Genomic DNA, 20,537 nt, shown 5'->3' with positions numbered 1-20,537 from the left:
GTCACGTGAGTTCCTCGGAGAAGGTCGGTCAATCTTTCGGTAGGGCACGCAAACGTGGTGAATTGCGTATCTACCTCGGCGCTGCCCCCGGCGTCGGAAAGACCTTCGCGATGCTCGGTGAAGCTCATCGACGTCGAGATCGGGGCTGTGATGTGGTCGCGGCCGTCGTGGAGACACACGGCCGCGCCCGCACTGCGGCGCAGATCGGTGACCTCGAGATCGTGCCGCCCAAGCTGGTGGACTATCGCGGAACTCGAATGCCGGAACTTGACGTCGAGGCCGTGTTGGCTCGGCGTCCAGCCCTGGTCCTGGTGGACGAGTTGGCGCACACCAACACCCCGGGAAGCAAGAATCACAAGCGTTGGCAGGACGTACAGGAACTGCTCGAGGCCGGGATCGACGTCCTGTCCACGGTCAACGTCCAGCACCTCGAAAGCCTCAACGACGTTGTCGCACACATCACCGGCGTTGTGCAGCAGGAGACGGTTCCGGACGCGATAGTACGGAGTGCGGCGCAGGTCGAGTTGGTGGACATCACACCGGAAGCGCTGCGCCGCAGACTTTCTCACGGAAACGTTTATTCACCGGAACGTGTCGATGCGGCCCTGGGTAACTATTTCAGGCGCGGAAACCTTACGGCGCTGAGAGAACTGGCGCTGCTGTGGGTGGCCGACCAGGTGGACGCCGCACTGGCGAAATACCGGGCGGAGAACAAGATCACCGACACCTGGGAGGCGCGCGAGCGCGTCGTCGTTGCCGTTACCGGGGGACCGGAGTCGGAAACCCTGGTACGACGCGCATCTCGCATCGCGTCGAAATCGAGCGCCGAACTGATGGTGGTCCACGTCGTGCGCGGTGACGGACTGACCGGGGTCTCGGCCCCGGAGATGGGCAAGGTGCGGGCGTTGGCCGTCGGGGTCGGCGCCACACTCCACACCGTTGTCGGTGACGACGTACCGTCGACGCTCCTCGAGTTCGCCCGTGAGGAGAACGCCACCCAGTTGGTACTGGGAACGTCGCGGCGTTCTCGGCTGGCCCGCATCCTCGACGAGGGGATCGGCGCCGCCGTGGTTCAGCAGTCCGGCGGTATCGACGTCCACATGGTCACGCATGAGGAAGCAACGACGCGACGACGCATTTCAGTGTTGGGGCGCTCGGAGCGCCGTGTCCTGTCGTGGATTGCAGCGATCGTCGTGCCTTCGCTCGCGGCCGCGATCATGGGGCTCGTCGACCGAATTTCCGGGGTCAACGGCGAGAACGCATTGTTCTTTGTCGTAGTCGTGCTGGTTGCGCTCCTCGGCGGTGTCGGTCCAGCGATATTGTCGGCACTGATTTCGGGGCTGCTGCTCAATTACTTCTTCACCGATCCGCGGTACAGCTTCACCATCGCCGAGCCGGACAACTTCATCACCACCGTCGTGCTGCTGATTGTGGCTGTGGCAGTTGCAGTTCTGGTCGACGCAGCGGCAAAGCGCGCCCGAGAGGCGAAGCGCGCATCCGAGGAAGCCGAACTGCTCACACTGTTCGCGGGATCAGTTCTCCGCGGAGCGGACCTGTCGACACTTCTGGCGAAGGCACTCGAAATCTATCGCCAGCAAGGGGTTTCCGTCGTTCATCACGACGACGGAGTCATCGCTGCCGTGGGTACGCAGCCGCCGAACACGGACGACGAAGCCGATACGGTCTGTGAGGTCAACGACGGGGAATATGCGCTGTTGCTGGCTGGGCCGGATCTGAGTGCGCGGGATCGACGTGTGCTGACGGTGGTGGCTCACCAAGCAGTCGGGATGATCCGCCAGGAGAAACTGACAGTCGAGGCGAGCAAGGCTGCCGCGCTCACCGAGGCTGATCAACTGCGTCGAGCCCTGCTGTCAGCGGTAAGCCATGACCTGCGAACGCCTCTCGCCGGAGTGAAGGCGGCGGTGTCGAGTCTGCGCAGCGACGACATCGAGTTCTCGCCCGAGGACACCGCCGAACTACTCGCGACCATCGAGGAGTCGGCGGATCAGTTGACCGCACTGGTGGGGAACTTGCTCGACTCGTCCCGACTTGCCGCCGGTGTGGTGAAACCTACGCTGCGGCCGGTGTACCTGGACGAGGTGGTTCACCGCGCATTGCTGGGTCTGGGCATCGGTGGACGCTCCGATTCTCGGGCTCGAAGCGTGATCGTCGACGTGGGTACCGTTGCAGTGCAAGCAGATCAGGGACTGCTCGAGCGCGTGATCGCGAACATTGTCGACAACGCTCTGCGGTACGGGGGAGAAACCCCGGTGCGAGTCGGGGCAGCGCAACTCGGTGATCGTGTGGTGATCAGTGTTGCCGACACCGGCCCGGGTGTTCCGCGTGGTGAGGCCGAAACGATGTTCCAACCGTTCCAACGGATGGGGGATCGTGACAACACCGGCGGAGTGGGGCTCGGGCTTTCCGTGGTGCGCGGATTCGTCGACGCAATGGGCGGAACGGTCAGCGCCACAGACACACCCGGTGGGGGATTGACGATGATCGTGGAATTTGCTGCGGCCGGTACGAATGGAAATGGATCATGAGTCGAATCCTGGTAGTGGACGACGAACCGCAGATTTTGCGGGCTCTGCGTATTAATCTTTCGGTGCGCGGGTACGAAGTAGTGACGGCGTCGACGGGCGCCGGCGCACTGCGGGCTGCTGCCGAGCGTCCGCCGGACGTCGTGGTTCTCGATCTCGGACTGCCGGACATGGACGGCACCGAAGTGCTTGCCGGCCTGCGTGGCTGGTGCACGGCGCCGGTCATCGTTCTGTCCGCGCGCACGGATTCCGCGGACAAGGTCGAGGCTCTTGATGCCGGTGCGGACGACTATGTAACCAAGCCCTTCGGGATGGACGAGTTTCTGGCCCGCGTTCGCGCTGCGGCGAGGCGGGGAACCTCCGCGGCCGATACCTCGGAACCGTCGGTCGAGACCGCGTCGTTCACCGTCGACTTGGCTGCCAAAACCGTGAGTCGGCGCGGCGAACAGGTGCACCTGACTCCCACCGAGTGGGGCATGCTCGAGATGCTTGTGCGCAACCGCGGAAAGCTGGTCGGACAGAAGGAATTGCTTCGGGAAGTGTGGGGACCGGCGTACGACACCGAGACCCACTATTTGCGTGTCTACCTGGCTCAACTTCGTCGGAAGCTCGAGGATGACCCGGCGAACCCCAAGCATCTGATCACCGAGGCAGGAATGGGTTATCGATTCGTGGTGTGAGAAGCCAGGTCAGAGCACAACTACCAATTTGCCACGTGCCGTACCGGCTTCCATCTTGGCATGTGCTCGCGCGATGTCCTCGAACGCGAACACCTCGTCGATCGGTACCACCGCCTCGCCTGACGCCACAGCGGAGAGGAAGTCTTGCAGTACGTCTGCAGGCAGGTCGGACGCGTCCCCACCGTACGAGGTCAATCGCACTCCGCGTGGAATGTAGTCGATCGGATAAAAGTCTTTGACTGTCCACTCGTTGGACAGCATGCCCGTGAAACACACGGTGCCGTGAACGCGGGTCGCGCGCAACGTGTCGGGAAGTGTTGGTGTTCCGACCAATTCGAGGGCCAGATCAACACCGCCCGGGAGGATGTCTCGAACCTGGCCGGCCACAGCACCGTCGTCGACAACAACGTGGTCAACCCCGATCGCGGTCAACGACGACGCTTTGCTCGCATCTCGGGTGGTCGCAAGGGCAGTGAGTCCCCACTGCTTCGCCAGGACTGCGGTTGCCATGCCGACCGAGGAGGTTCCTCCCCGGATCAACAAGGATTGACCGGATTTCGCGTCCAGTCCCACGGTTAGCGAACCGTACGAAGTCTGCAGTATCTCGGGGACTGCTCCCACCGTCGACCAGTCCAGTTCGCTGGAGAAGGGAACGACCTGACTGACGGGAACGCACGTGTACTCGGCGTATCCGCCGTCGAACGTCCTCCCCATCCCGCCCATCATGGCGGCGACCTGCTGTCCTTCGGTCAACTCCCCGCCGGGGCAGTTCACCACTTCACCGACGGCCTCGATGCCTGGCACCCGCGGGAACGTCACGCCTTCGGCGAGGCCGAAGGCCTTCACGCGAATGAGTACCCAACCTGGTACCGGCACCGGTATCGGAATCTCCTCGATCGTCAGCTTCTGGCGGACCGGGGGCGTCGAGCACGATTGCGCGCATAGTGGCGGTCATGATTTCTCCTTCGAGACGGGTGTCAGTCGACGGTTGGCTTCGCGCAGCGTGGCCAGGGTGGCACCGAACTGAGAGAGAGCCTCGGGTGTCAGGGCGGAACCGAGACGGCGTTCCAGTTCGTCGTCGAACGTGGCGTTCGCCAGCCCCAACAGTGCACTGCCCTCGGGGGTCAACTCGATGAGTGAGGATCGTTTGTCGGCGGGATTGGATTGTCGACGGCAGTGCCCCGAGGACTCGATCCGATCCACCAACTTGCTCATGCCGCCGACGGTGATCGCGAGGGCCTCGGCAATGTCGAAGACCCGACAGGATCTGAGTCTGTCGATGATCTGCATCGGCTCGAATCGACTCAGTGGCAGGTCGTGCTCGATTCGGAGTCTCTGGTCGACGGCCGTCCACAATTCGGTTTCGAAGCGGACGAGGTTGTCGAAGTGACGGCTCAGGTCCGACCCCGTCATGAGCAGACTCCTAAGCGATATGCATTCCGTGGAATCATTCTTTCGCCGTAGTACGCACGATCCGTGACTAATTCCACGGAATCTATTCGCGGGCTTTCCGCAGTGTCGGTGGCGCATGGGAACATATGTTCGTGTCGCATGAACCGCTGGATCGAGAAACGCCAGGTAATCACCCTGGCGGTACTCATTTTGGGGGTCTTCGACCTGCGGGTGACGCAACGATCCTGCACGCGGACCTTGATTCGTTCTACGCATCGGTCGAGCAACGCGACGACCCGGCTCTGGCGGGCAGGCCGGTCATCGTTGGTGGTGGAGTGGTCTTGGCGGCAAGCTACGAGGCCAAGGCCTTCGGGGTTCGAACTGCGATGAGTGGTGGTCAGGCCCGTTCCCTGTGTCCCCAGGCGATAGTCGTTCCTCCACGGATGTCCGCATACTCGCAAGCGAGCAAAGACGTGTTCGACGTCTTCCATGACACGTCGCCGCTGGTCGAGGGAATTTCGATCGACGAAGCGTTCCTCGAGGTCGGGGGATTGGCCCGGATCGTCGGCACGCCTTTGCAGATCGGTGCGAACCTCAGACGCGACGTGGCCGAGCAGGTCGGACTACCGATCACGGTCGGAATCGCACGCACCAAGTTCCTGGCCAAGGTCGCCAGTGCATTCGCGAAACCCGACGGATTGCTGCGAGTGCCGCCGGAGGGCGAGACCGAGTTCCTGCATCCCTTGCCGGTCGAGAAGCTGTGGGGCGTCGGCAAGATCACGGCCCAGAAGCTGCGAAACTTCGACATCGTGACGGTGGGTGACATCGCTCGGCACGACGAATCCTCGATCGTCTCGATTCTCGGGGGCGGCGCCGGTCGCCATCTCTACGCACTCTCACAGAATCGAGATCCACGCCCCGTCCGCGCCTATCGTGGCCGCAGTTCGATGGGTGCTCAGCATGCGCTGGGTCGCGGATCCCATCCCCGCACAGAACTCGATGCGTCGTTGATGTCCCTGGTCGACCGTGTCAGTCGACGCATGCGATCGGCGCAGCGGACGGGGCGCACGGTCACGCTCCGGCTCCGCTTCGCCGATTTCACGCGGGCGACTCGATCTCACACGCTGCGCCGATCCACGGCTGACACAGCGGAGCTGCTGAACGCCTCGATGGTGCTGCTGGACGAAGCGATACCGACAATCTCGGACAAGGGCATCACGTTGATCGGGGTAGCAGTCTCCAACCTCGATCGTGACGGTGCGCAGCAGCTCGAATTGCCCTTCGGCGGTGCAGGATTCGCTAGTCCGGACACTGCCGCCCTCGACTCGGCGATGGACAGCGTCCGAAAGAAATTCGGCTCGGCGGCTCTCACGAGGGGAGTGCTACTGGGGCGCGATCCAGATCTGTCGGTGCCGCTACTTCCGGACTAGGTGAGGTTTTCTCTCAGAGTCGCTCCCTCGTATTCGCGTCGGAACAACCCGCGAGCCTGCAATACCGGAATCACGTAGTCGACAAAATCTTCCAGTCCCTGGGGATAGGTCGGCGGCATCAGATTGAAGCCGTCGGCGCCGCGGCCGTGCAACCAGGTTTCCATCTCGTCGGCAATCGACTCCGGTGTGCCGATCATCGTTGCGTGACCACCACCTGCAGCCAGCGTTCCGAGGAGTTCCCTCACAGTCGGTGCGTCCTTCTCGACGATCCGCAGAATAGTTGCGTAGCGTCCCTGCGGCCCGGTGAATGCTTCGAGTGGAGGCAACGGGGGCACGGGCCCGTCGAGATCCCAGTCTTCGCAATCCTGTCCGGTGAACAACGAGAGTTGGCGTATCGACTGTTCGGTGGGCAGCAGGAGATCAAGTTCGGCCTTCTTCGCCCGTGCCTCGGCGACTGTACTTCCGACGTAAGTGACTAGTCCAGGCATCACGGCCACGGCGGCGGAATCCCTGCCGGCGCGTTCGATTCTCGATTTCACGTCTTCGTAGTAGCTCTGCGCGCTGGGTAGGTCGTAGGCAACCGAATAGATCGCCTCGGCGCGCTGCGCAGCCAGATCGCGACCCTGCTCGGACGCCCCTGCCTGAAACAAGACCGGCCTACCCTGCGGGGATCGCGGAACCGTCAACGGGCCGTCCACCCGAAAATGTTTGCCGTCGTGATTGATTCGAGAAATCTTGCTCGCGTCGGCAAAACGTCCCGCCCGGTCGAGGATCAGAGCGTCTTCCGACCATGAATCCCACAATGCAAGGGCCACTTCGACAAATTCGTCGGCTCGTTCATATCGGGATACATGGTCGGGCATCGCCTCGAGTCCGTGGTTGCGCGCTTCCTGGTCGAACATCGAGGTCACGACGTTCCAACCCGCCCGTCCGCCGCTGATGTGGTCGAGCGATGCCAACAGTCGTGCCGCGTGAAACGGCGTGTAAAAGGTCGTGGAGATGGTGGTGACCAGGCCGACATTCGCCGTCGCGCGGGCCATGGCAGTCAATGCGGTGATCGGCTCGAGAAACCACGATGCGCCCGATTCGGGTTCGCGAACACTGTGACCGTCCGCGAAGAAGACGGCGTCCAACTTGCCGCGTTCGGCGATCTGGGCGAGCGACTCGTAATACGCGATGTCGCCGAGCCTTTCGACCGGTGAATCACGATGACGCCACGCTGCACTGTGATGTCCGCACCCGAGAAGAAACGCACCTATCCGTAGCTGTGCACCCATCAGTTCTTGACGAGTCCGCCGTCGACAACCAGGTTCTGGCCGGTCACGGCCCGCGACCAGGGCGAGGCGAAGAACAGTGCGGCGTCGGCAAATTCGTCCGGAGTCGTGACCCGGCGCAGGGGAGTGCTTGCAGCGATCATGTCGAACACCGCTTCCGGCGTCGCGGCACTCGCGTCCGTGGTGCGGAGCAAGCCACCGGAGACCATGTTGACGGTGATCCCGTCCGGACCGAGGTCGGCGGACAATGTCCGCGTCAGTGCCAACAGTGCGGCTTTGGCTGCGGTGTAGTCGTGGTACGGAACTACCGGATTCTGGACCAGATTGGTTCCGACAGTGATGATTCGGCCGAACCCGAGTTCTCGCATGCCGGGGAGTGCTGCCTGGGTGGTGTTGAGTGTCCCGGCGACAGCTCCGCGTAGTTGGGAGTCGAAGTCGGCCCAGGTGATCGTGTCAGCATTCGGTCGGGCGTCACCGTTGAACGAGAAGTCGACGAGTGCATTGTCGACCACGGTCGAGATCGGTGCGTCGAATCGCTCGAGTGCAGCGGCGAACAATTGATCGACGTAGCTGCGGTCCGTCACGTCTGCCTGGACTGCGAAGGTGCGATCCTCGCCCAGTTCGGCGACCAGGGCCTCGGCGGCATCACGGCTCTTGCTGTAGTTCACGATCACCCGGGCGCCTGAGCGGGAGAATGCTCGGCTCAGTGCGGCTCCGAGCCCGCGGGCGCCACCGGTGATCAGGACGATCTGCTCGTTCAGTTCGAGAGCGCGCTGAATTTGCTGTTCGGTCATGTCGACATCCCTCCGCCAGTGCTAACTGGTCAGGTTCATCGGGTCTGATCTCAGCCGACTTTTTCGGCACCCCGTGTCACCGTCCATCAGACCACGAGAGGTGGATCTTCCTGAACGCGGGTGCGTAGTAGTTGTCGGCGCGATGAGTTTTCGATCGCTGGGGAGTCGTTATTGCAAGCGAAGTGGCAACCGGCCGCTCGCCTTCGCCCAGGGAGATTCCGATGACCACCCAGCCTGCCCACCACGACACCCTTTCGGGTAATGCAACACGAACGGCACCTTCGGGGACCGCGCGCAAGCTCGGATACGTCCTGAGTGGTCTGTTCGTTCTTTTCATGCTGTTCGACGGCATCATCCACATCTTCAATCTGCAGACGGTCAAGGATGCCTCGGCCGAACTGGGGTTGCCGGACTCTCTCGCCCTGACAGCCGGGGTTGTGCAGTTGATCTGCCTTGCGCTGTACGTGATTCCGCGAACCGCCGCGCTTGGCGCGATTCTGCTCACCGGTTACCTGGGTGGTGCTGTGTTGACCAACCTTCGAGCCGAACAGCCTCTGGTGAGCACCACATTGTTTGCCGTCTACGCCGGAATCGTCATGTGGGCCGGACTGTATCTCCGAGATGAGAAGGTTCGCGAGATCATTCCGCTCCGTCGGGCCTGAAATCAGGCCACCTAAGGGGTTGCGTGGGACGCGGTGTCCCATTATGTTTGACTTCATTCAAGTCCGTCGACTGCAATCGGCGGACTGGCCGTGAGGAGACACCGATGGCTCGGTCAGCGTCGATCGAAGTGGAAATGCCGTACCACGAGGTACTGCAGACTTTGTCCGAGGGTTCAGTTGCCCGCAGTTTTGATCCCTACCTCGACATCGACTGGGATTCGCCAGAGTTCGCGATCGATCCACACGATCCGAGGTGGGTGCTCTCGTCCGTCTCGGATCCCCTCGGAGCGACGCAGTGGTACCAGGAGCAGTCCCTGGAACGTCGAATCGCGATGGGAATGTGGCGTCAGGCCAACGTGACCAAGGTGGGTTCGGCGTTCGAGAGCATCTTGATCCGGGGAATGCTGCAGTACATCATGGCGCTTCCCAACCAGTCGCCCGAGTTCCGGTACTGCCTGCACGAGATGACCGAAGAGTGCAATCACATCCAGATGTTCCAGGAACTCGTCAATCGTATGGATATCGATGTGCCGGGTATGCGTCCGATGTTCCGGCGCCTCTCGCCCATCATCGGAGTGCTGGGTGCCAAGTTCCCGGTCATCTTCTTCATCGGCATTCTTGCCGGAGAAGAACCGATCGACCACTTCCAGAAGGACTTGATCCGCGAAGGTAAGGACACCCCGCCGGCGATGCTCCGCACCATGGAGATTCACATCGCCGAAGAAGCGAGACATATTTCGTTTGCGCACGAGTTCCTGCGCAATCACGTCCCCAGGCTCAGTCGTACCAGTCGGGCAATGACGTCGGTTGCCTTCCCCGGCGCGATGCGTTGGCTCGCAGGCGAAATCATGTCACCGCCCAAGGAATTCGCCGAAGAATTCGGCATTCCCGAAGACGTGATGACCAGTGCTTTCTGGGGCAGCCCGCATTCGCGCCGAATTCTGGGTAACTACTTCGGTGAAATGCGGGCCCTGGCAGACGAACTCGGTCTGATGAACCCGGTGTCGAAGCGGGTGTGGCGAAAGCTGCGCATCGACGGCGACTACGCACGCTATCGCGGCGAGCCGAAGCGCTCCGACAAAACCCGGATCTAGTCAGGCGGCCCGGATCTAGTCAGGCAGCGAGGACTGGCCGTCGGACGACACCAGTTCAGCGATGAGCGTGGACAATTCGACGTGGGGATCGAGCGTGAGCCCGCTCGAGCGGGCAACGCCGTCGAACATGTACCAGGTGTATTTCGCGAGGTCGGCGACGATCTCTGCGCGACTCGGTTTCGGATCAGTGCTTCGGACCCAGTGAGTGAGCGTGCCCTCGACCATCGTCACCACTGCGAACGGTAGTGAATCGAAGGGCGACGAATCGATCCCCACGGATCGGCCGACTTCGGTGATGATTGCGCGGGCCGAGTCGGCGATTGTCGCCTTCAGACTGCTTATCGCGTCGATGCTCTCGTCGTCGTAGTCGGTGGGGCCGGTACCCATGAACTCGTGAATACGAGGATGCTCGGTGATCCACTCGGCGGCGGCGCTGATGGTACGGGTCAGGATCTCGTCGAGAGTGCCGACCGAAATGCTCATCGACGCATCCAGGGCAGCTGCAAATTGGCCGAGCACAAACGCTCGGACTCGTCGATCGAGGTCGTCCCGGCCGCTGAATTGCCGGTACACCACTGACTTGGCGAGACCGGCCCGGTCGGCGATCTGCTGAACGGACACCTCGGCACCTGCTGCCCGCTCTTCGATCAGTTCGACAGCCGAGGTGAGTATCCGTTTCTGACGCTCGGAGTTGTGCCGCTCCCACCGAGCTTCGCGACCGGTCAACTCCGCAGTGGTAGGTTGCGCAATTGCGTCGCTCGGCATCGGGTCAGTCTATCCGGACACCACCCGGCTCGGGATCGGGCGCGGCATCGCGCATTCTCGTCGGCACAACGTGGGACACTGGTCGAGTGAGGTTGTATCGAGACACGGCTGTGGTGCTGCGCCTGCACAAACTTGGCGAAGCCGACCACATCGTCACGTTGCTCACTCGTCAGTTCGGGTTGGTGCGTGCCGTGGCCAAAGGTGTCCGCCGAACAACCTCCAAATTCGGCGCCAGACTCGAACCGTTTGCTCACATCGACGTACAGCTTCTCCCGGGCAAGAATCTCGACATCATCACCCAGGTGCAGACCGTGGATGCGTTCGCCACCGACATCGTCGACGACTACAGCCGGTACACGACGGCGTGTGCGGTACTCGAAACTGCCGAGCGGTTGGCCGGTGAGGAACGCGCGCCCGCCCCACAACTTCAACGATTGACGGTGGGCGCACTGCGCGCGATCGCCGAGCAGGCACGACCGGTCGAGTTCGTGCTCGACGCTTTCTTGTTGCGGGCCATGGGCTATGCGGGTTGGGCACCTGCCCTCGAAGAGTGTGCGCGCTGCAGCGCTCCCGGACCGCACCGGGCATTTCACGTCGCCGCAGGTGGAGCCGTGTGTACCTATTGCCGCCCGGCGGGTGCTGCGACGCCGTCGCCCGGAGTGCTCGACTTGATGGAATCGCTGCTCCGGGGGGAGTGGGAGGGTACCGACTCGGCGCCCGCGACTCTGCGGACGCAAGCCAGCGGACTGGTCGCGGCACACTTGCAGTGGCATCTCGAGCGCCAATTGCGGACGTTGCCGCTGATCGAGCGTTCGAGGCCGCATGCAGCCGTCGAGGTCGACTTGCCCGTGAGGCAGGATGGAACCCGTGATTCGACGACGCGAACCGCGAACTCCGCTTGATTCTGCTGCTGATCGGGTGATCCGGCCACCGGACCCACATCCGTCCGGGGCGACCCCGCCGATCCTGCAAACCGAACTCATCCCGCGCCACGTCGCGTTGGTGATGGACGGCAACGGTCGGTGGGCTCAGGAGCGAGGTTTGCCGCGAACCGCCGGGCACGAACGCGGCGAAGCTGTCCTGATGGACACGGTGTGCGGTTGCATCGAGATGGGCGTCGAGTGGCTCTCCGCCTACGCCTTCTCCACCGAGAACTGGAAGCGCAGTCCCGACGAGGTTCGATTCCTGATGGGCTTCAACCGTGACGTCATCCGTCGCCGACGCGACGAAATGAACGAAATGGGTGTGCGTGTTCGGTGGGCCGGTCGTAAACCGCGCCTGTGGGCGAGTGTCATCAAGGAACTCGAGATCGCCGAAGAACTGACCAAGAACAACACCGTCATGAACTTGACCATGTGTGTGAATTACGGCGGTCGGGCCGAAATTGCCGATGCGGTAAAGGAAATCGCGAAGCGCGTCGCCGCCGGCGAGATCAATCCAGACAAGATCACCGAGGCGACGGTGGCCAAGTACCTCGACGAACCCGACATGCCCGACGTCGATCTGTTCCTGCGTCCGTCGGGAGAACAGCGGACGTCCAATTTCTTGATCTGGCAATCCGCCTACGCCGAAATGGTGTACCAGGAGAAGCTGTTTCCCGATTTCGATCGCCGCGACCTGTGGGCCGCCTGCGTCGAATACGCCTCACGCGACCGTAGATTCGGTGGCGTCAAATGACAGGGGAGAACATGACCGACACCACCGACGAAGCAGCCCGCCTACAAGAACGTGCGGCCGCCTCGCTGGCGCATTTCGTGACGGTCGATGTGGCTGCCGACGGTTCGCTGGGCTTCCAGTACTCCGGCGCGCTGTGTTCGATCCAGGCGATGAATCTGTCCGAGGGTCTGGACGTGCTGTCCATGACGTGTGTTCTCGCGTGGGACCGGCCGGTCAGCGCGGCACTGCATCGCAAGGTGGCCGAGCGGAATCGGACCATCCAATTCGGCTCGATCGCGGTGTTCGGTCACGGCAGTCTGGCGGACGTCATCCTGCGGTACACGTTCCCGGCGGCAGGGCTGGACGACGAGGCACTGACCACGATGTTGCTACTCGCGCTCACCGGTGCCGATACCGCCCGGCAGGGTTTGATTCCCTGACGCTCTCAGGAGGCGGCGCAGTCGCGGCAGGTACCGAAGATCTCCACGGTATGGCTCACCTCGGTGAAACCGTTGTCCTCGGCGATGGTCTGTGACCACTGCTCGACCGTCGGGCCCTCCACCTCGACGGTGAATCCGCAGTTGCGGCACACCAGGTGATGGTGGTGGCCGGAGGAGCACCGACGGTAAACGGACTCGCCCGTGTCGGTGCGCAGAACGTCGATGGTTCCGGCGTCGGACAGTGCCTGCAGCGTGCGGTAGACGGTGGTCAAGCCGATGCCCTCACCGCGCTTGCGCAGTTCGTCGTGCAGTTCCTGTGCCGACTTGAATTCGTCGATGTCGTCGAGCAAGGCGGAGATGGCGCTGCGCTGCTTTGTGGAACGAACGCCGACGGTGGCCGGTCCACGTTTCGAGGTCGTACTGCCCGGAGTGTTCATGCGGTGGAATCTCATCCTTCTTCGGCGTGGGCGACAGCGTCGACGACGATGTGTGCGAGGTGATCGTCGACGAGTCGATAGAGAACTTCTCGTCCGTTGCGTTCGCCGCGGACGACGCCCGCTGCTTTGAGAACGCGCAGATGCTGGCTGATGAGTGGCTGGGTGACACCGAGAGCGCCGACGAGTTCGTGAACGCAACGCTCCGACTCGTGCAGTTGAAGCACGATCGCGATCCGGACGGGTGCAGCCAGTGCCCGCAGAATTTCGCCGGCGGCCGCCAAGGTCTCCTTGGGTGGCACGGGCGCGGGAGGTGCCGCTTCGAACGGGTCATGCGTGTGTCCGAGGTCGGAATGATCATGGCTTTTGTGGAGATCGCCGGTATCCGCAATGCTCACAGCGAGGCTCCTTCGAGGGGTAGATCATGATGTCCGGGCATAGCCATCTCACCACATTATTGCAAATCACTTTCATTTTGATATGCACAAGTATGCATGTCAACCTTGGACGGAAGTGCGTGGCGGCCGCCAGATAGGCTGATGGTGCGAAAAGCGCACGAAAATCATGCATCTATTACCCAGATGGAGAGCAATCGAGTGGCACCCAAGTCCAAGATCGAAGCCGTTGTCAATCTCGCCAAGCGGCGAGGCCTGGTCTACCCGTGCGGTGAGATCTACGGCGGTACCAAGTCCGCGTGGGACTACGGCCCGTTGGGTGTCGAGCTCAAGGAGAACATCAAGCGCCAGTGGTGGCGCAACATGGTCACCAGCCGCGAGGACGTCGTCGGCCTCGACTCCTCGGTGATTCTGCCCCGCGAGGTGTGGGTCGCATCCGGTCACGTCGGTGTCTTCAACGACCCGCTCGTCGAGTGCCTCAACTGTCACAAGCGTCACCGTCAGGATCACCTGCAGGAGGCGTACGCGGAGAAGAAGAAGCTCGACAACCCGGACGACGTCACGATGGGCCTCATCGGTTGCCCCGATTGCGGCACCGTCGGCCAGTGGACCGAGCCGCGCGACTTCAACATGATGCTCAAGACCTACCTCGGCCCCGTCGAGAGCGAAGAGGGCATGCACTACCTTCGCCCCGAGACCGCGCAGGGCATCTTCGTGAACTTCGCCAACGTACTGACCACCTCGCGTAAGAAGCCGCCGTTCGGCATCGGCCAGATCGGCAAGAGCTTCCGCAACGAGATCACCCCCGGCAACTTCATCTTCCGCACCCGCGAGTTCGAGCAGATGGAGATGGAATTCTTCGTCAAGCCGGGCGAAGACGAGCAGTGGCATCAGTACTGGATCGACTACCGCCTGGACTGGTACACCGGCCTCGGCATCAACAAGGACAACCTGCGTCTCTACGAGCATGCGCCGGAAAAGCTTTCGCACTACTCGAAGGGCACGACCGACATCGAGTACCGCTTCCACTTCCAGGGCAGCGAATGGGGCGAGCTCGAGGGCATCGCGAACCGTACCGACTTCGATCTCTCGACGCACTCCAAGCACTCGGGCACCGAGCTGAACTACTACGACCAGACGACGGGCGAGCGTTATACGCCGTACGTCATCGAGCCGGCGGCCGGTCTCACGCGTTCGCTGATGGCCTTCCTGGTCGACGCCTACACCGAGGACGAGGCGCCCAACTCCAAGGGCGGCGTCGACAAGCGCACGGTGCTCCGCCTGGATCGTCGACTCGCTCCGGTGAAGGCTGCCGTTCTGCCGCTCTCGCGTAACGCGGACCTGACCCCCAAGGCGAAAGATCTTGCAGCGCAGCTGCGTCAGAACTGGAACGTCGAGTTCGACGACGCCGGCGCCATCGGTCGTCGTTACCGTCGCCAGGACGAGATCGGCACGCCGTTCTGCATCACGGTCGACTTCGACACCCTCGAAGATCAGGCCGTCACGGTGCGTGAGCGTGACTCCATGGCGCAGGAACGCGTCGCCCTCGATCAGGTGGAAAGCTACCTGGCCGCACGGCTGATCGGTTCCTGATTCTCGTTCGAAGCTGACGGGTGGTTCTTCTCATTCGAGAAGGACCACCCGTTTTCTCTTTCCCTGATGGTCCTTCAGGCGCAGGATCGAAGTTATGAGAAAACTCAGCGTGACCAACAGCGTGACTCTCGACGGTGTCATGCAGGCACCTGGTGGGCCGGACGAAGACCGTCGTGGCGGATTCGAGCACGGTGGGTGGGCGGCACCCTTCAACGATTCCATCATGGTGCAGAAGATGGGGGAGGGGATGGCGAAGAAATCCGAGTTACTCTTCGGGCGCAGAACCTACGAGAACTTCGCCTCGTACTGGCCGTTTCAGACCGACAATCCGTTTACCGAGGTGCTTGACAACACGCAGAAGTACGTAGCTTCAAGAACTTTGGGCGAGCCGCTCCCGTGGAAGAACTCGACCTTGTTGAAAGGTGATGCTGCCGATGCCGTAGCCGCGCTCAAGGAAAGCGAGGGTCCGGATCTGGTGATTCTGGGCAGCGGCGAGTTGATCACGTCATTGGCCGAACGGCGTCTCGTCGACACCTACACTCTGCTCATTCATCCGCTGGTTCTCGGAACCGGGCGCAGATTGTTCCCCGACGGAGCTGCGCTCGCTCAGTTCACCCTCACCGACAGCGTCCCTACGACAACAGGCGTCATCATCGCGACGTATCAGGTGAGTTGAACCGCAGGTGAGCTGAGTACATCAGGGAACTCGCCGAAATGCCGGATCTGCCAGCGCTGAGTTCTGACTGCTTGCACACTGGTCGGCGTAACCCAGGGCGCATAGACCCGGATAGCGCGCTTACCGCCTGAGAAGTTCGTCGACACGATGTCGTGTTCGACGAGGGTCTCGATGGGAAAGACGAAGTGCCCCACATGCTCTTCGTCGTATACCTTCACCACGAACAGCATCATTCCGTCGCTGGTGTCGAAGGGGCGGATGGGCCCGGCGTCGGAACGGCGCCACAGCGTGACGAACTGGCCCAGTTTGGTAGGCGTCGTCTTGGCGGTTCGATAGACGGTGGGAAGGCCGTTGACGGTCAGCGTGTGAGCATCGTACTCGGCGCCCTCAGCCTCGGGAATCGGTGTGGACCAGGTAAATCCGTCGGCGTTCATCGGCACCGATGATGCCACGGACCACCGACAGCCTTCGTGGCGAACGCTGTCGGTGGTAGTCCCGATTCAGGCCGTAGGTACCTTGTCGAGAAACCCGAGGACAAGCGTCACCCGGCCGTCGTCGTCGCGTTCGAGTACGTCGAACCCGTCGATCAGTGACTCGGCCCCCGCCGGGCCGAGAGCCCAACCGAATCGAGCCTGTCGGTGGTGCGCGTCCACGGGCCCGATGAGGGTGAAGTGCATGCCCGGAAACTGTTGCTGCACAGCGTTGATCATCGCGTCGATCTGACCGTGTCCGGTGACGTCTGCGAGCGGATCGGTGTAGCGGCCGCCGGGTGCGAACAATTGCTCGATCCGTGCTCTACGGGCGGTGGTATCTGTTTCGTTCCACATGTCGATATAGGCGTCGGCGATTGCGTCGAAGTCGCTCATGGTAGCTCCCTTGATCAGTACCCGGCGTTCTCGCCGGCTGATATCACTGTTGTGCCGAATCTGCTCCGGGTCGATTACCTGTGAGGTCATGGCCTCGGCTACCTCAGGTCGCTACCTTGGGGGAATGACCTTCGAGACGATGGACGTGGGCACCGAACTCAAACGGTGGCGGGAGCGGCGAAGGCTCACTCAGTTGGGTCTCTCGGTAGCGGCAGGAGTGTCGACCAGGCACCTGAGCTTCATCGAAACCGGCCGCTCCAAGCCCAGCCGGGACATGATTCTTCACCTGTCCGGATTCCTGGATGTTCCTCTGCGGCAACAGAACACGCTTCTGCTGGCAAGTGGTCACGCGCCGGAGTACTCGCAGAAGTCGTTGGCGGAAGCGCCGATGTCAGCAGTGAGTGAGGCCATCGATCGCATCATCGACGCGCATGACCCGTATCCGGCCGTGGTCGTCGATCAGCAGTGGGAGATGGTCGCCGGGAACCAAGCCGTGGGAAATTTGACCGAGGGCGCCGCTGCGTTCCTTCTGGAACCACCGGTGAACGTCTTGCGGTTGAGTTTGCATCCCGAGGGCATGGCGCCTCGGATCGTCAACCTCGCGCAGTGGCGGGCCCACCTGCTTGCCAGGCTGGCTCGGGAAGTGGAGGTCAGTGCGGATGCGCAGTTGTCGTCGTTGCTCGACGAGCTGCGCGCCTATCCGAGCGGCGGAGACTGGCACGACGACGACCACGCAAATTCCCTGCTGGTTCCGTTGCGTGTACGCGCCGGCGATACCGAACTGGCGATGTTCAGCACCACCACAGTGTTCGGTACGCCGCGCGACGTCACGCTCGCAGAGATCGCGATTGAGTCGTTCTACCCGTCGGACACGCAGACGGCCGACTACTTTCGATCGGCCGCCAAGGTCACAGAGACTTCTTGCCGAACTTGAGCTTCCACGGCACCAGAGCAGACTCCAACTGAACCGAGAGACTCATCTTGGAGACGCCTTCGGTGCGCTCCTCGAAGCGGATGGGTGTTTCGGCGATCTTCATGCCGCGCTGAACAACTCGGTAGTTCATCTCGACCTGGAATGCGTAGCCGTTGCTCTGCACCGATTCGACGTCGATGTCGCGCAAGGTCTTTGCATGCCACGCCTTGAAGCCGGCGGTCGCATCCTTGACGTGCAGTCGCAGAATGGCGTTGACGTAGAAGTTCGCCCAGGCGGACAAAGCCTTGCGGTGCCACGGCCAGTCGCCGGCAACTGCGCCGCCTTCGACGTAGCGGGAGCCGAGAACGACTGCCGCATCGGTAGTGGTGAGGATCTCGATCATGGCGGGGATCGCTTCGGACGGGTGCGAGAGGTCTGCGTCCATCTGAATGACGATGTCTGCGTTCTCCGCCAGTGCCCGGCTCATGCCCGCGACGTAAGCACGGCCGAGACCGTCCTTGACCGTGCGGTGAAGTACTCCGACCGGGATGGGGCCGTCGATACCCAACTTGTCGGCAACCTCGCCCGTACCGTCGGGGGAGTTGTCGTCCACCACGAGGACGTGCAGGTTCGGGATCTTCAACGCGGCGAGGCGATCGACGAGCTTTGGCAGGTTCTCACGCTCGTTGTATGTAGGTACAACGACGGTTATCTGCGGGGCGACGCTTTCCATAACACCTTCGTATGATCTGTGATCCCGACTTGCCGGATGAAGCGTACGACGAGTGCGGTCGTGAACAAAGTACGGATTTTACTACCTCGACGGGATCCGTCAGAACCGGCCGCCGCCGCCTCGACTGGTGCGGCCTCCGCCGCCACCGCCGAAACCACCGCCACCGCCGCCGCGTCCGGAGCGCCCACTGCTGCTCGGTCCGCCGTACGAGCGGGGCCCTCCGCCGCCCCGCAGAATGCTGTTGATCAGGATCCCACCGAGGATCGCTCCTGTCGCATCGCCGCTGCCACCGCGGGGTCGTTGGTTTGCTTCCCAGGTGTTGACGTCGTTCTGCGCGGCGCGAAGTGAGTGCGTCGCCAAGGTGGTCGCGGCCTGGGCGTGTTGGAGTGCTTTCGACGGATCCGAAGCCTGCAATTGTTGGGCGGCCTGCAAGTGCCGCTGAGCCTCCGCGTAGCGAGTGCGGGCCTCGGCCCCGATCGCGCCGCGCCTGGTGCCGAGGAAGTCACCGGCAGCGGTCACCTGAGCCTGTGCAGCCAGAATGTCCTGGGCGAGACGCTGCTGCGCCCGTTCGAGCTGCTGCTTCTGCTCCTGAGCGTCGGCAAGCAGCGCGTCGAGTTGGGCGTCTGCTGCGACGATCTGGTTGAACGCTGTCAGCGGATCGCTGTCCTTGGACGTCTGAGCATTGGCCAACGCCGACTGGGCCGCGGCCTTCGCGTCCGCCAATTTCTGCCCGCCCTGCGCTAGGTAAGCGTCCGCAGCGGTGATGCCCTGCTGAACGTCCTCCATCGCGGACGGAAGTGTCGCGATGGCGTTTCGGATGTCGTCGGCGGCGTGATCGACGCCGTCGAGTAGCTTGCGGGCCTGATCGAGAGCTGCTTCGGCCGTCCGAATTGCGGTGACGGCGGCGCCTTGCTTGCCGGCCGGGAGCGCGGTGGCGTCTCGACCTTCTTCGATGGACTTCTCGGCGAGCGTCAAGCGTTCGCTCGCCATCGTGACGTTGTTCACCACCGACGCCAGCGTCGGCGTGGGGAACTGATCCTTGAGTTTGGTCAGAATCGCCTCGGATTCAGGCAGGCGCACGCTGAGAGCAACAACACTCTGCGTCAGAGCATCGAGGCGTGCCGGGGCGTTGATGAGAAGGTCGCGAAGCCCGTCGAACTCGTCGACGCGAGCTTCGAGTTCTTGGTCGGCTCGACCGCACGAGGAGATGATGTCGATCAGCATCTGACGGCGTTGGTCGGGAGTTTCCGGGATGGCGTCGTCGAGTCGCTGTCTGATCGCGAAGGCTTCGGCGAGGGTGGCCTTGGCCTTGTCGAATGCCGCGGAGAAGGGTGCAACAGCGGAATCTCCGAACTCGCTGCGGGCCAGATCCAGCTCTTCCTGGCTGCCGGCGATCGCGTTGTCCGTCTCGACGAGGATCTCCTTCGCGCGTTCGTCGAGTGTGGGCAGCGGGAGTGCATTGAGGCTGGCGAAGTCGTCGGGGGCGATGTTCTTCGCGGCCTCCACGCTTGCCTTGTTCTTGTCGTTCTTGCGCTTGCGTGAGTACAGGACCACGCCGCCCGTTCCGACCACCACAGCGCCGCCCGCGATCAGGAGCGTTCCGACTCCCATCCCGCCGCCCGTGTTGTTCGCGTCGCCGAGTGCGCCGGCTGCTGCAATTGCCGCGCCGGTCCAATCGTCTTCGGCGAGAGCCGGTTCCACCGCGTCCGAGTTGATCGTCTCGATGTCGGAATCGGTGATGTTGCTGAGTTCAGCCGGAACATCGAGGTAGTACGCGCGCTCTGCTGTGGCAACTGCAAGCAGGACGGACTTGGTGCTGAGCGTCGACTTGGTGGCCGTCTGTTGTGCCCACGCCTGGCCACCGAGGTTGTTGAAGTCGGGGACGAATGCGACCCACAGATCGATCTGGTGGTCCTCGCTGAGTTGATCGATCGCAGCTTGGATGTCGCTGCGTTGGCCGGCGTCCAGAACCCCGGACGTGTCTGTGATGTGATTCGGCAACACCATCGGGGCGTCCGCCGAGGCGAGCGCAGGGCTGAAGACGAGCGCCAACAAAGCGAAAATCGCGGCGACGACGGCGGCGCTTCCAAAGCGCCGAACGGGTCGGGTGGTTGTCCGACTCTGCTCTACAGAGGACAACTGCGCGAAGTGTGGTGCGAGGGCCATGACGCAAATCTATCCGTTGTGGCGCGTCGGC

At 62.4% G+C, this 20,537-nt stretch carries 22 protein-coding genes and 1 riboswitch; of the genes, 11 read left to right on the top strand and 11 right to left on the bottom strand.

Annotation, left to right across the window (positions count from 1 at the left end):
- Positions 1–5: 5 nt before the first annotated feature.
- Together ACSW29_RS28080 and ACSW29_RS28075 are read left to right on the top strand one after the other, a co-directional pair.
- Positions 6–2,546, top strand: a complete 2,541-nt coding sequence (locus ACSW29_RS28080) for a sensor histidine kinase (RefSeq protein WP_317826209.1) — start codon at positions 6–8, stop codon at positions 2,544–2,546.
- Positions 2,543–3,223 carry a response regulator gene (locus tag ACSW29_RS28075; RefSeq protein ID WP_003944545.1) on the top strand — a complete coding sequence of 227 codons (681 nt, stop codon included), beginning with the start codon at positions 2,543–2,545 and terminating at the stop codon, positions 3,221–3,223. The genes ACSW29_RS28080 and ACSW29_RS28075 overlap by 4 nt, the downstream gene beginning before the upstream one ends.
- A 9-nt stretch (positions 3,224–3,232) precedes the next feature.
- On the opposite strand, the gene ACSW29_RS28070 is transcribed toward ACSW29_RS28075, so the two are convergent.
- Together ACSW29_RS28070 and ACSW29_RS28065 are read right to left on the bottom strand one after the other, a co-directional pair.
- On the bottom strand, positions 3,233–4,099 hold the full coding sequence (locus tag ACSW29_RS28070; protein ID WP_448278866.1) for a zinc-binding dehydrogenase: 867 nt from the start codon (positions 4,097–4,099) through the stop codon (positions 3,233–3,235).
- A gap of 75 nt (positions 4,100–4,174) precedes the next feature.
- Positions 4,175–4,636, bottom strand: a complete 462-nt coding sequence (locus ACSW29_RS28065; protein ID WP_448278865.1) for a MarR family winged helix-turn-helix transcriptional regulator — start codon at positions 4,634–4,636, stop codon at positions 4,175–4,177.
- A 125-nt stretch (positions 4,637–4,761) separates the two neighbouring features.
- Here ACSW29_RS28065 and dinB point away from each other — a divergent pair, with 125 nt between their 5' ends.
- The gene (gene dinB, locus ACSW29_RS28060) at positions 4,762–6,045 is read left to right on the top strand and encodes a DNA polymerase IV (protein ID WP_448278864.1); all 1,284 of its coding nucleotides are present in this window, start codon (positions 4,762–4,764) and stop codon (positions 6,043–6,045) included.
- Here dinB and ACSW29_RS28055 read toward each other — a convergent pair.
- Entirely contained in the window at positions 6,042–7,322 is a 1,281-nt protein-coding gene (locus ACSW29_RS28055; RefSeq protein ID WP_448278863.1) for an LLM class flavin-dependent oxidoreductase, read from the bottom strand. The genes dinB and ACSW29_RS28055 overlap by 4 nt on opposite strands.
- Positions 7,322–8,113 carry a 3-oxoacyl-ACP reductase gene (locus ACSW29_RS28050; protein ID WP_448278862.1) on the bottom strand — a complete coding sequence of 264 codons (792 nt, stop codon included), beginning with the start codon at positions 8,111–8,113 and terminating at the stop codon, positions 7,322–7,324. Before ACSW29_RS28050 ends, ACSW29_RS28055 begins: the two co-directional genes overlap by 1 nt.
- Positions 8,104–8,197: riboswitch (TPP riboswitch) on the bottom strand. It overlaps the preceding gene by 10 nt.
- A 137-nt stretch (positions 8,198–8,334) precedes the next feature.
- Between ACSW29_RS28050 and ACSW29_RS28045 the strand changes: the two genes are divergently transcribed.
- Both ACSW29_RS28045 and ACSW29_RS28040 read left to right on the top strand, forming a co-directional pair.
- The gene (locus ACSW29_RS28045; RefSeq protein WP_230813872.1) at positions 8,335–8,775 is read left to right on the top strand and encodes a DoxX family protein; all 441 of its coding nucleotides are present in this window, start codon (positions 8,335–8,337) and stop codon (positions 8,773–8,775) included.
- A 104-nt stretch (positions 8,776–8,879) separates the two neighbouring features.
- Entirely contained in the window at positions 8,880–9,869 is a 990-nt protein-coding gene (locus ACSW29_RS28040; RefSeq protein WP_448278861.1) for an AurF N-oxygenase family protein, read from the top strand.
- A gap of 15 nt (positions 9,870–9,884) precedes the next feature.
- Here the strand turns inward: ACSW29_RS28040 and ACSW29_RS28035 are convergent, their stop codons facing one another.
- The gene (locus tag ACSW29_RS28035) at positions 9,885–10,634 is read right to left on the bottom strand and encodes a TetR/AcrR family transcriptional regulator (protein WP_448278860.1); all 750 of its coding nucleotides are present in this window, start codon (positions 10,632–10,634) and stop codon (positions 9,885–9,887) included.
- An 86-nt stretch (positions 10,635–10,720) separates the two neighbouring features.
- Here ACSW29_RS28035 and recO point away from each other — a divergent pair, with 86 nt between their 5' ends.
- Genes recO through ACSW29_RS28020 form a run of 3 tightly spaced genes read left to right on the top strand, consistent with a single transcriptional unit; the run spans position 10,721 to position 12,730 of the window.
- Positions 10,721–11,536 carry a DNA repair protein RecO gene (recO, locus tag ACSW29_RS28030; protein WP_230813866.1) on the top strand — a complete coding sequence of 272 codons (816 nt, stop codon included), beginning with the start codon at positions 10,721–10,723 and terminating at the stop codon, positions 11,534–11,536.
- Positions 11,493–12,311, top strand: coding sequence for an isoprenyl transferase (locus ACSW29_RS28025; protein WP_279219934.1), 819 nt, complete (start codon positions 11,493–11,495; stop codon positions 12,309–12,311). Before recO ends, ACSW29_RS28025 begins: the two co-directional genes overlap by 44 nt.
- On the top strand, positions 12,308–12,730 hold the full coding sequence (locus ACSW29_RS28020; RefSeq protein WP_019749000.1) for a YbjN domain-containing protein: 423 nt from the start codon (positions 12,308–12,310) through the stop codon (positions 12,728–12,730). The genes ACSW29_RS28025 and ACSW29_RS28020 overlap by 4 nt, the downstream gene beginning before the upstream one ends.
- A 5-nt stretch (positions 12,731–12,735) precedes the next feature.
- Here ACSW29_RS28020 and ACSW29_RS28015 read toward each other — a convergent pair whose 3' ends face one another.
- Positions 12,736–13,167, bottom strand: coding sequence for a Fur family transcriptional regulator (locus ACSW29_RS28015; protein WP_020908177.1), 432 nt, complete (start codon positions 13,165–13,167; stop codon positions 12,736–12,738).
- A gap of 11 nt (positions 13,168–13,178) precedes the next feature.
- Positions 13,179–13,562 carry an ArsR/SmtB family transcription factor gene (locus ACSW29_RS28010; protein ID WP_003944457.1) on the bottom strand — a complete coding sequence of 128 codons (384 nt, stop codon included), beginning with the start codon at positions 13,560–13,562 and terminating at the stop codon, positions 13,179–13,181.
- 198 nt (positions 13,563–13,760) lie between these two features.
- Between ACSW29_RS28010 and ACSW29_RS28005 the strand changes: the two genes are divergently transcribed.
- Positions 13,761–15,152 (top strand): glycine--tRNA ligase, encoded by a 1,392-nt coding sequence (locus tag ACSW29_RS28005; protein ID WP_448278859.1) that lies wholly within the window; start codon positions 13,761–13,763, stop codon positions 15,150–15,152.
- A 94-nt stretch (positions 15,153–15,246) separates the two neighbouring features.
- A complete protein-coding gene (locus tag ACSW29_RS28000; protein WP_448278858.1) occupies positions 15,247–15,828 on the top strand; it encodes a dihydrofolate reductase family protein in 582 nt (193 codons plus the stop codon).
- On the opposite strand, the gene ACSW29_RS27995 is transcribed toward ACSW29_RS28000, so the two are convergent.
- Positions 15,816–16,262: a MepB family protein gene (locus ACSW29_RS27995; protein WP_347874066.1), complete on the bottom strand. Its 447-nt coding sequence runs from the start codon at positions 16,260–16,262 to the stop codon at positions 15,816–15,818. The two genes, ACSW29_RS28000 and ACSW29_RS27995, sit on opposite strands and share 13 nt — an antisense overlap.
- 66 nt (positions 16,263–16,328) lie before the next feature.
- Positions 16,329–16,694 carry a nuclear transport factor 2 family protein gene (locus ACSW29_RS27990; protein ID WP_448278857.1) on the bottom strand — a complete coding sequence of 122 codons (366 nt, stop codon included), beginning with the start codon at positions 16,692–16,694 and terminating at the stop codon, positions 16,329–16,331.
- Between the two features lie 124 nt (positions 16,695–16,818).
- Between ACSW29_RS27990 and ACSW29_RS27985 the strand changes: the two genes are divergently transcribed.
- Positions 16,819–17,628, top strand: coding sequence for a helix-turn-helix domain-containing protein (locus ACSW29_RS27985; RefSeq protein WP_448278856.1), 810 nt, complete (start codon positions 16,819–16,821; stop codon positions 17,626–17,628).
- Here ACSW29_RS27985 and ACSW29_RS27980 read toward each other — a convergent pair.
- Together ACSW29_RS27980 and ACSW29_RS27975 are read right to left on the bottom strand one after the other, a co-directional pair.
- The gene (locus tag ACSW29_RS27980; protein WP_003944487.1) at positions 17,603–18,340 is read right to left on the bottom strand and encodes a polyprenol monophosphomannose synthase; all 738 of its coding nucleotides are present in this window, start codon (positions 18,338–18,340) and stop codon (positions 17,603–17,605) included. The two genes, ACSW29_RS27985 and ACSW29_RS27980, sit on opposite strands and share 26 nt — an antisense overlap.
- Before the next feature lie 99 nt (positions 18,341–18,439).
- Entirely contained in the window at positions 18,440–20,506 is a 2,067-nt protein-coding gene (locus tag ACSW29_RS27975) for a TPM domain-containing protein (protein WP_448278855.1), read from the bottom strand.
- Positions 20,507–20,537: the final 31 nt, after the last annotated feature.

This window comes from Rhodococcus sp. GB-02 (assembly GCF_053470465.1).
The sequence above is the reverse complement of the archived record's forward strand: the minus strand, read 5'-3'. Positions and strand labels throughout refer to the sequence as shown.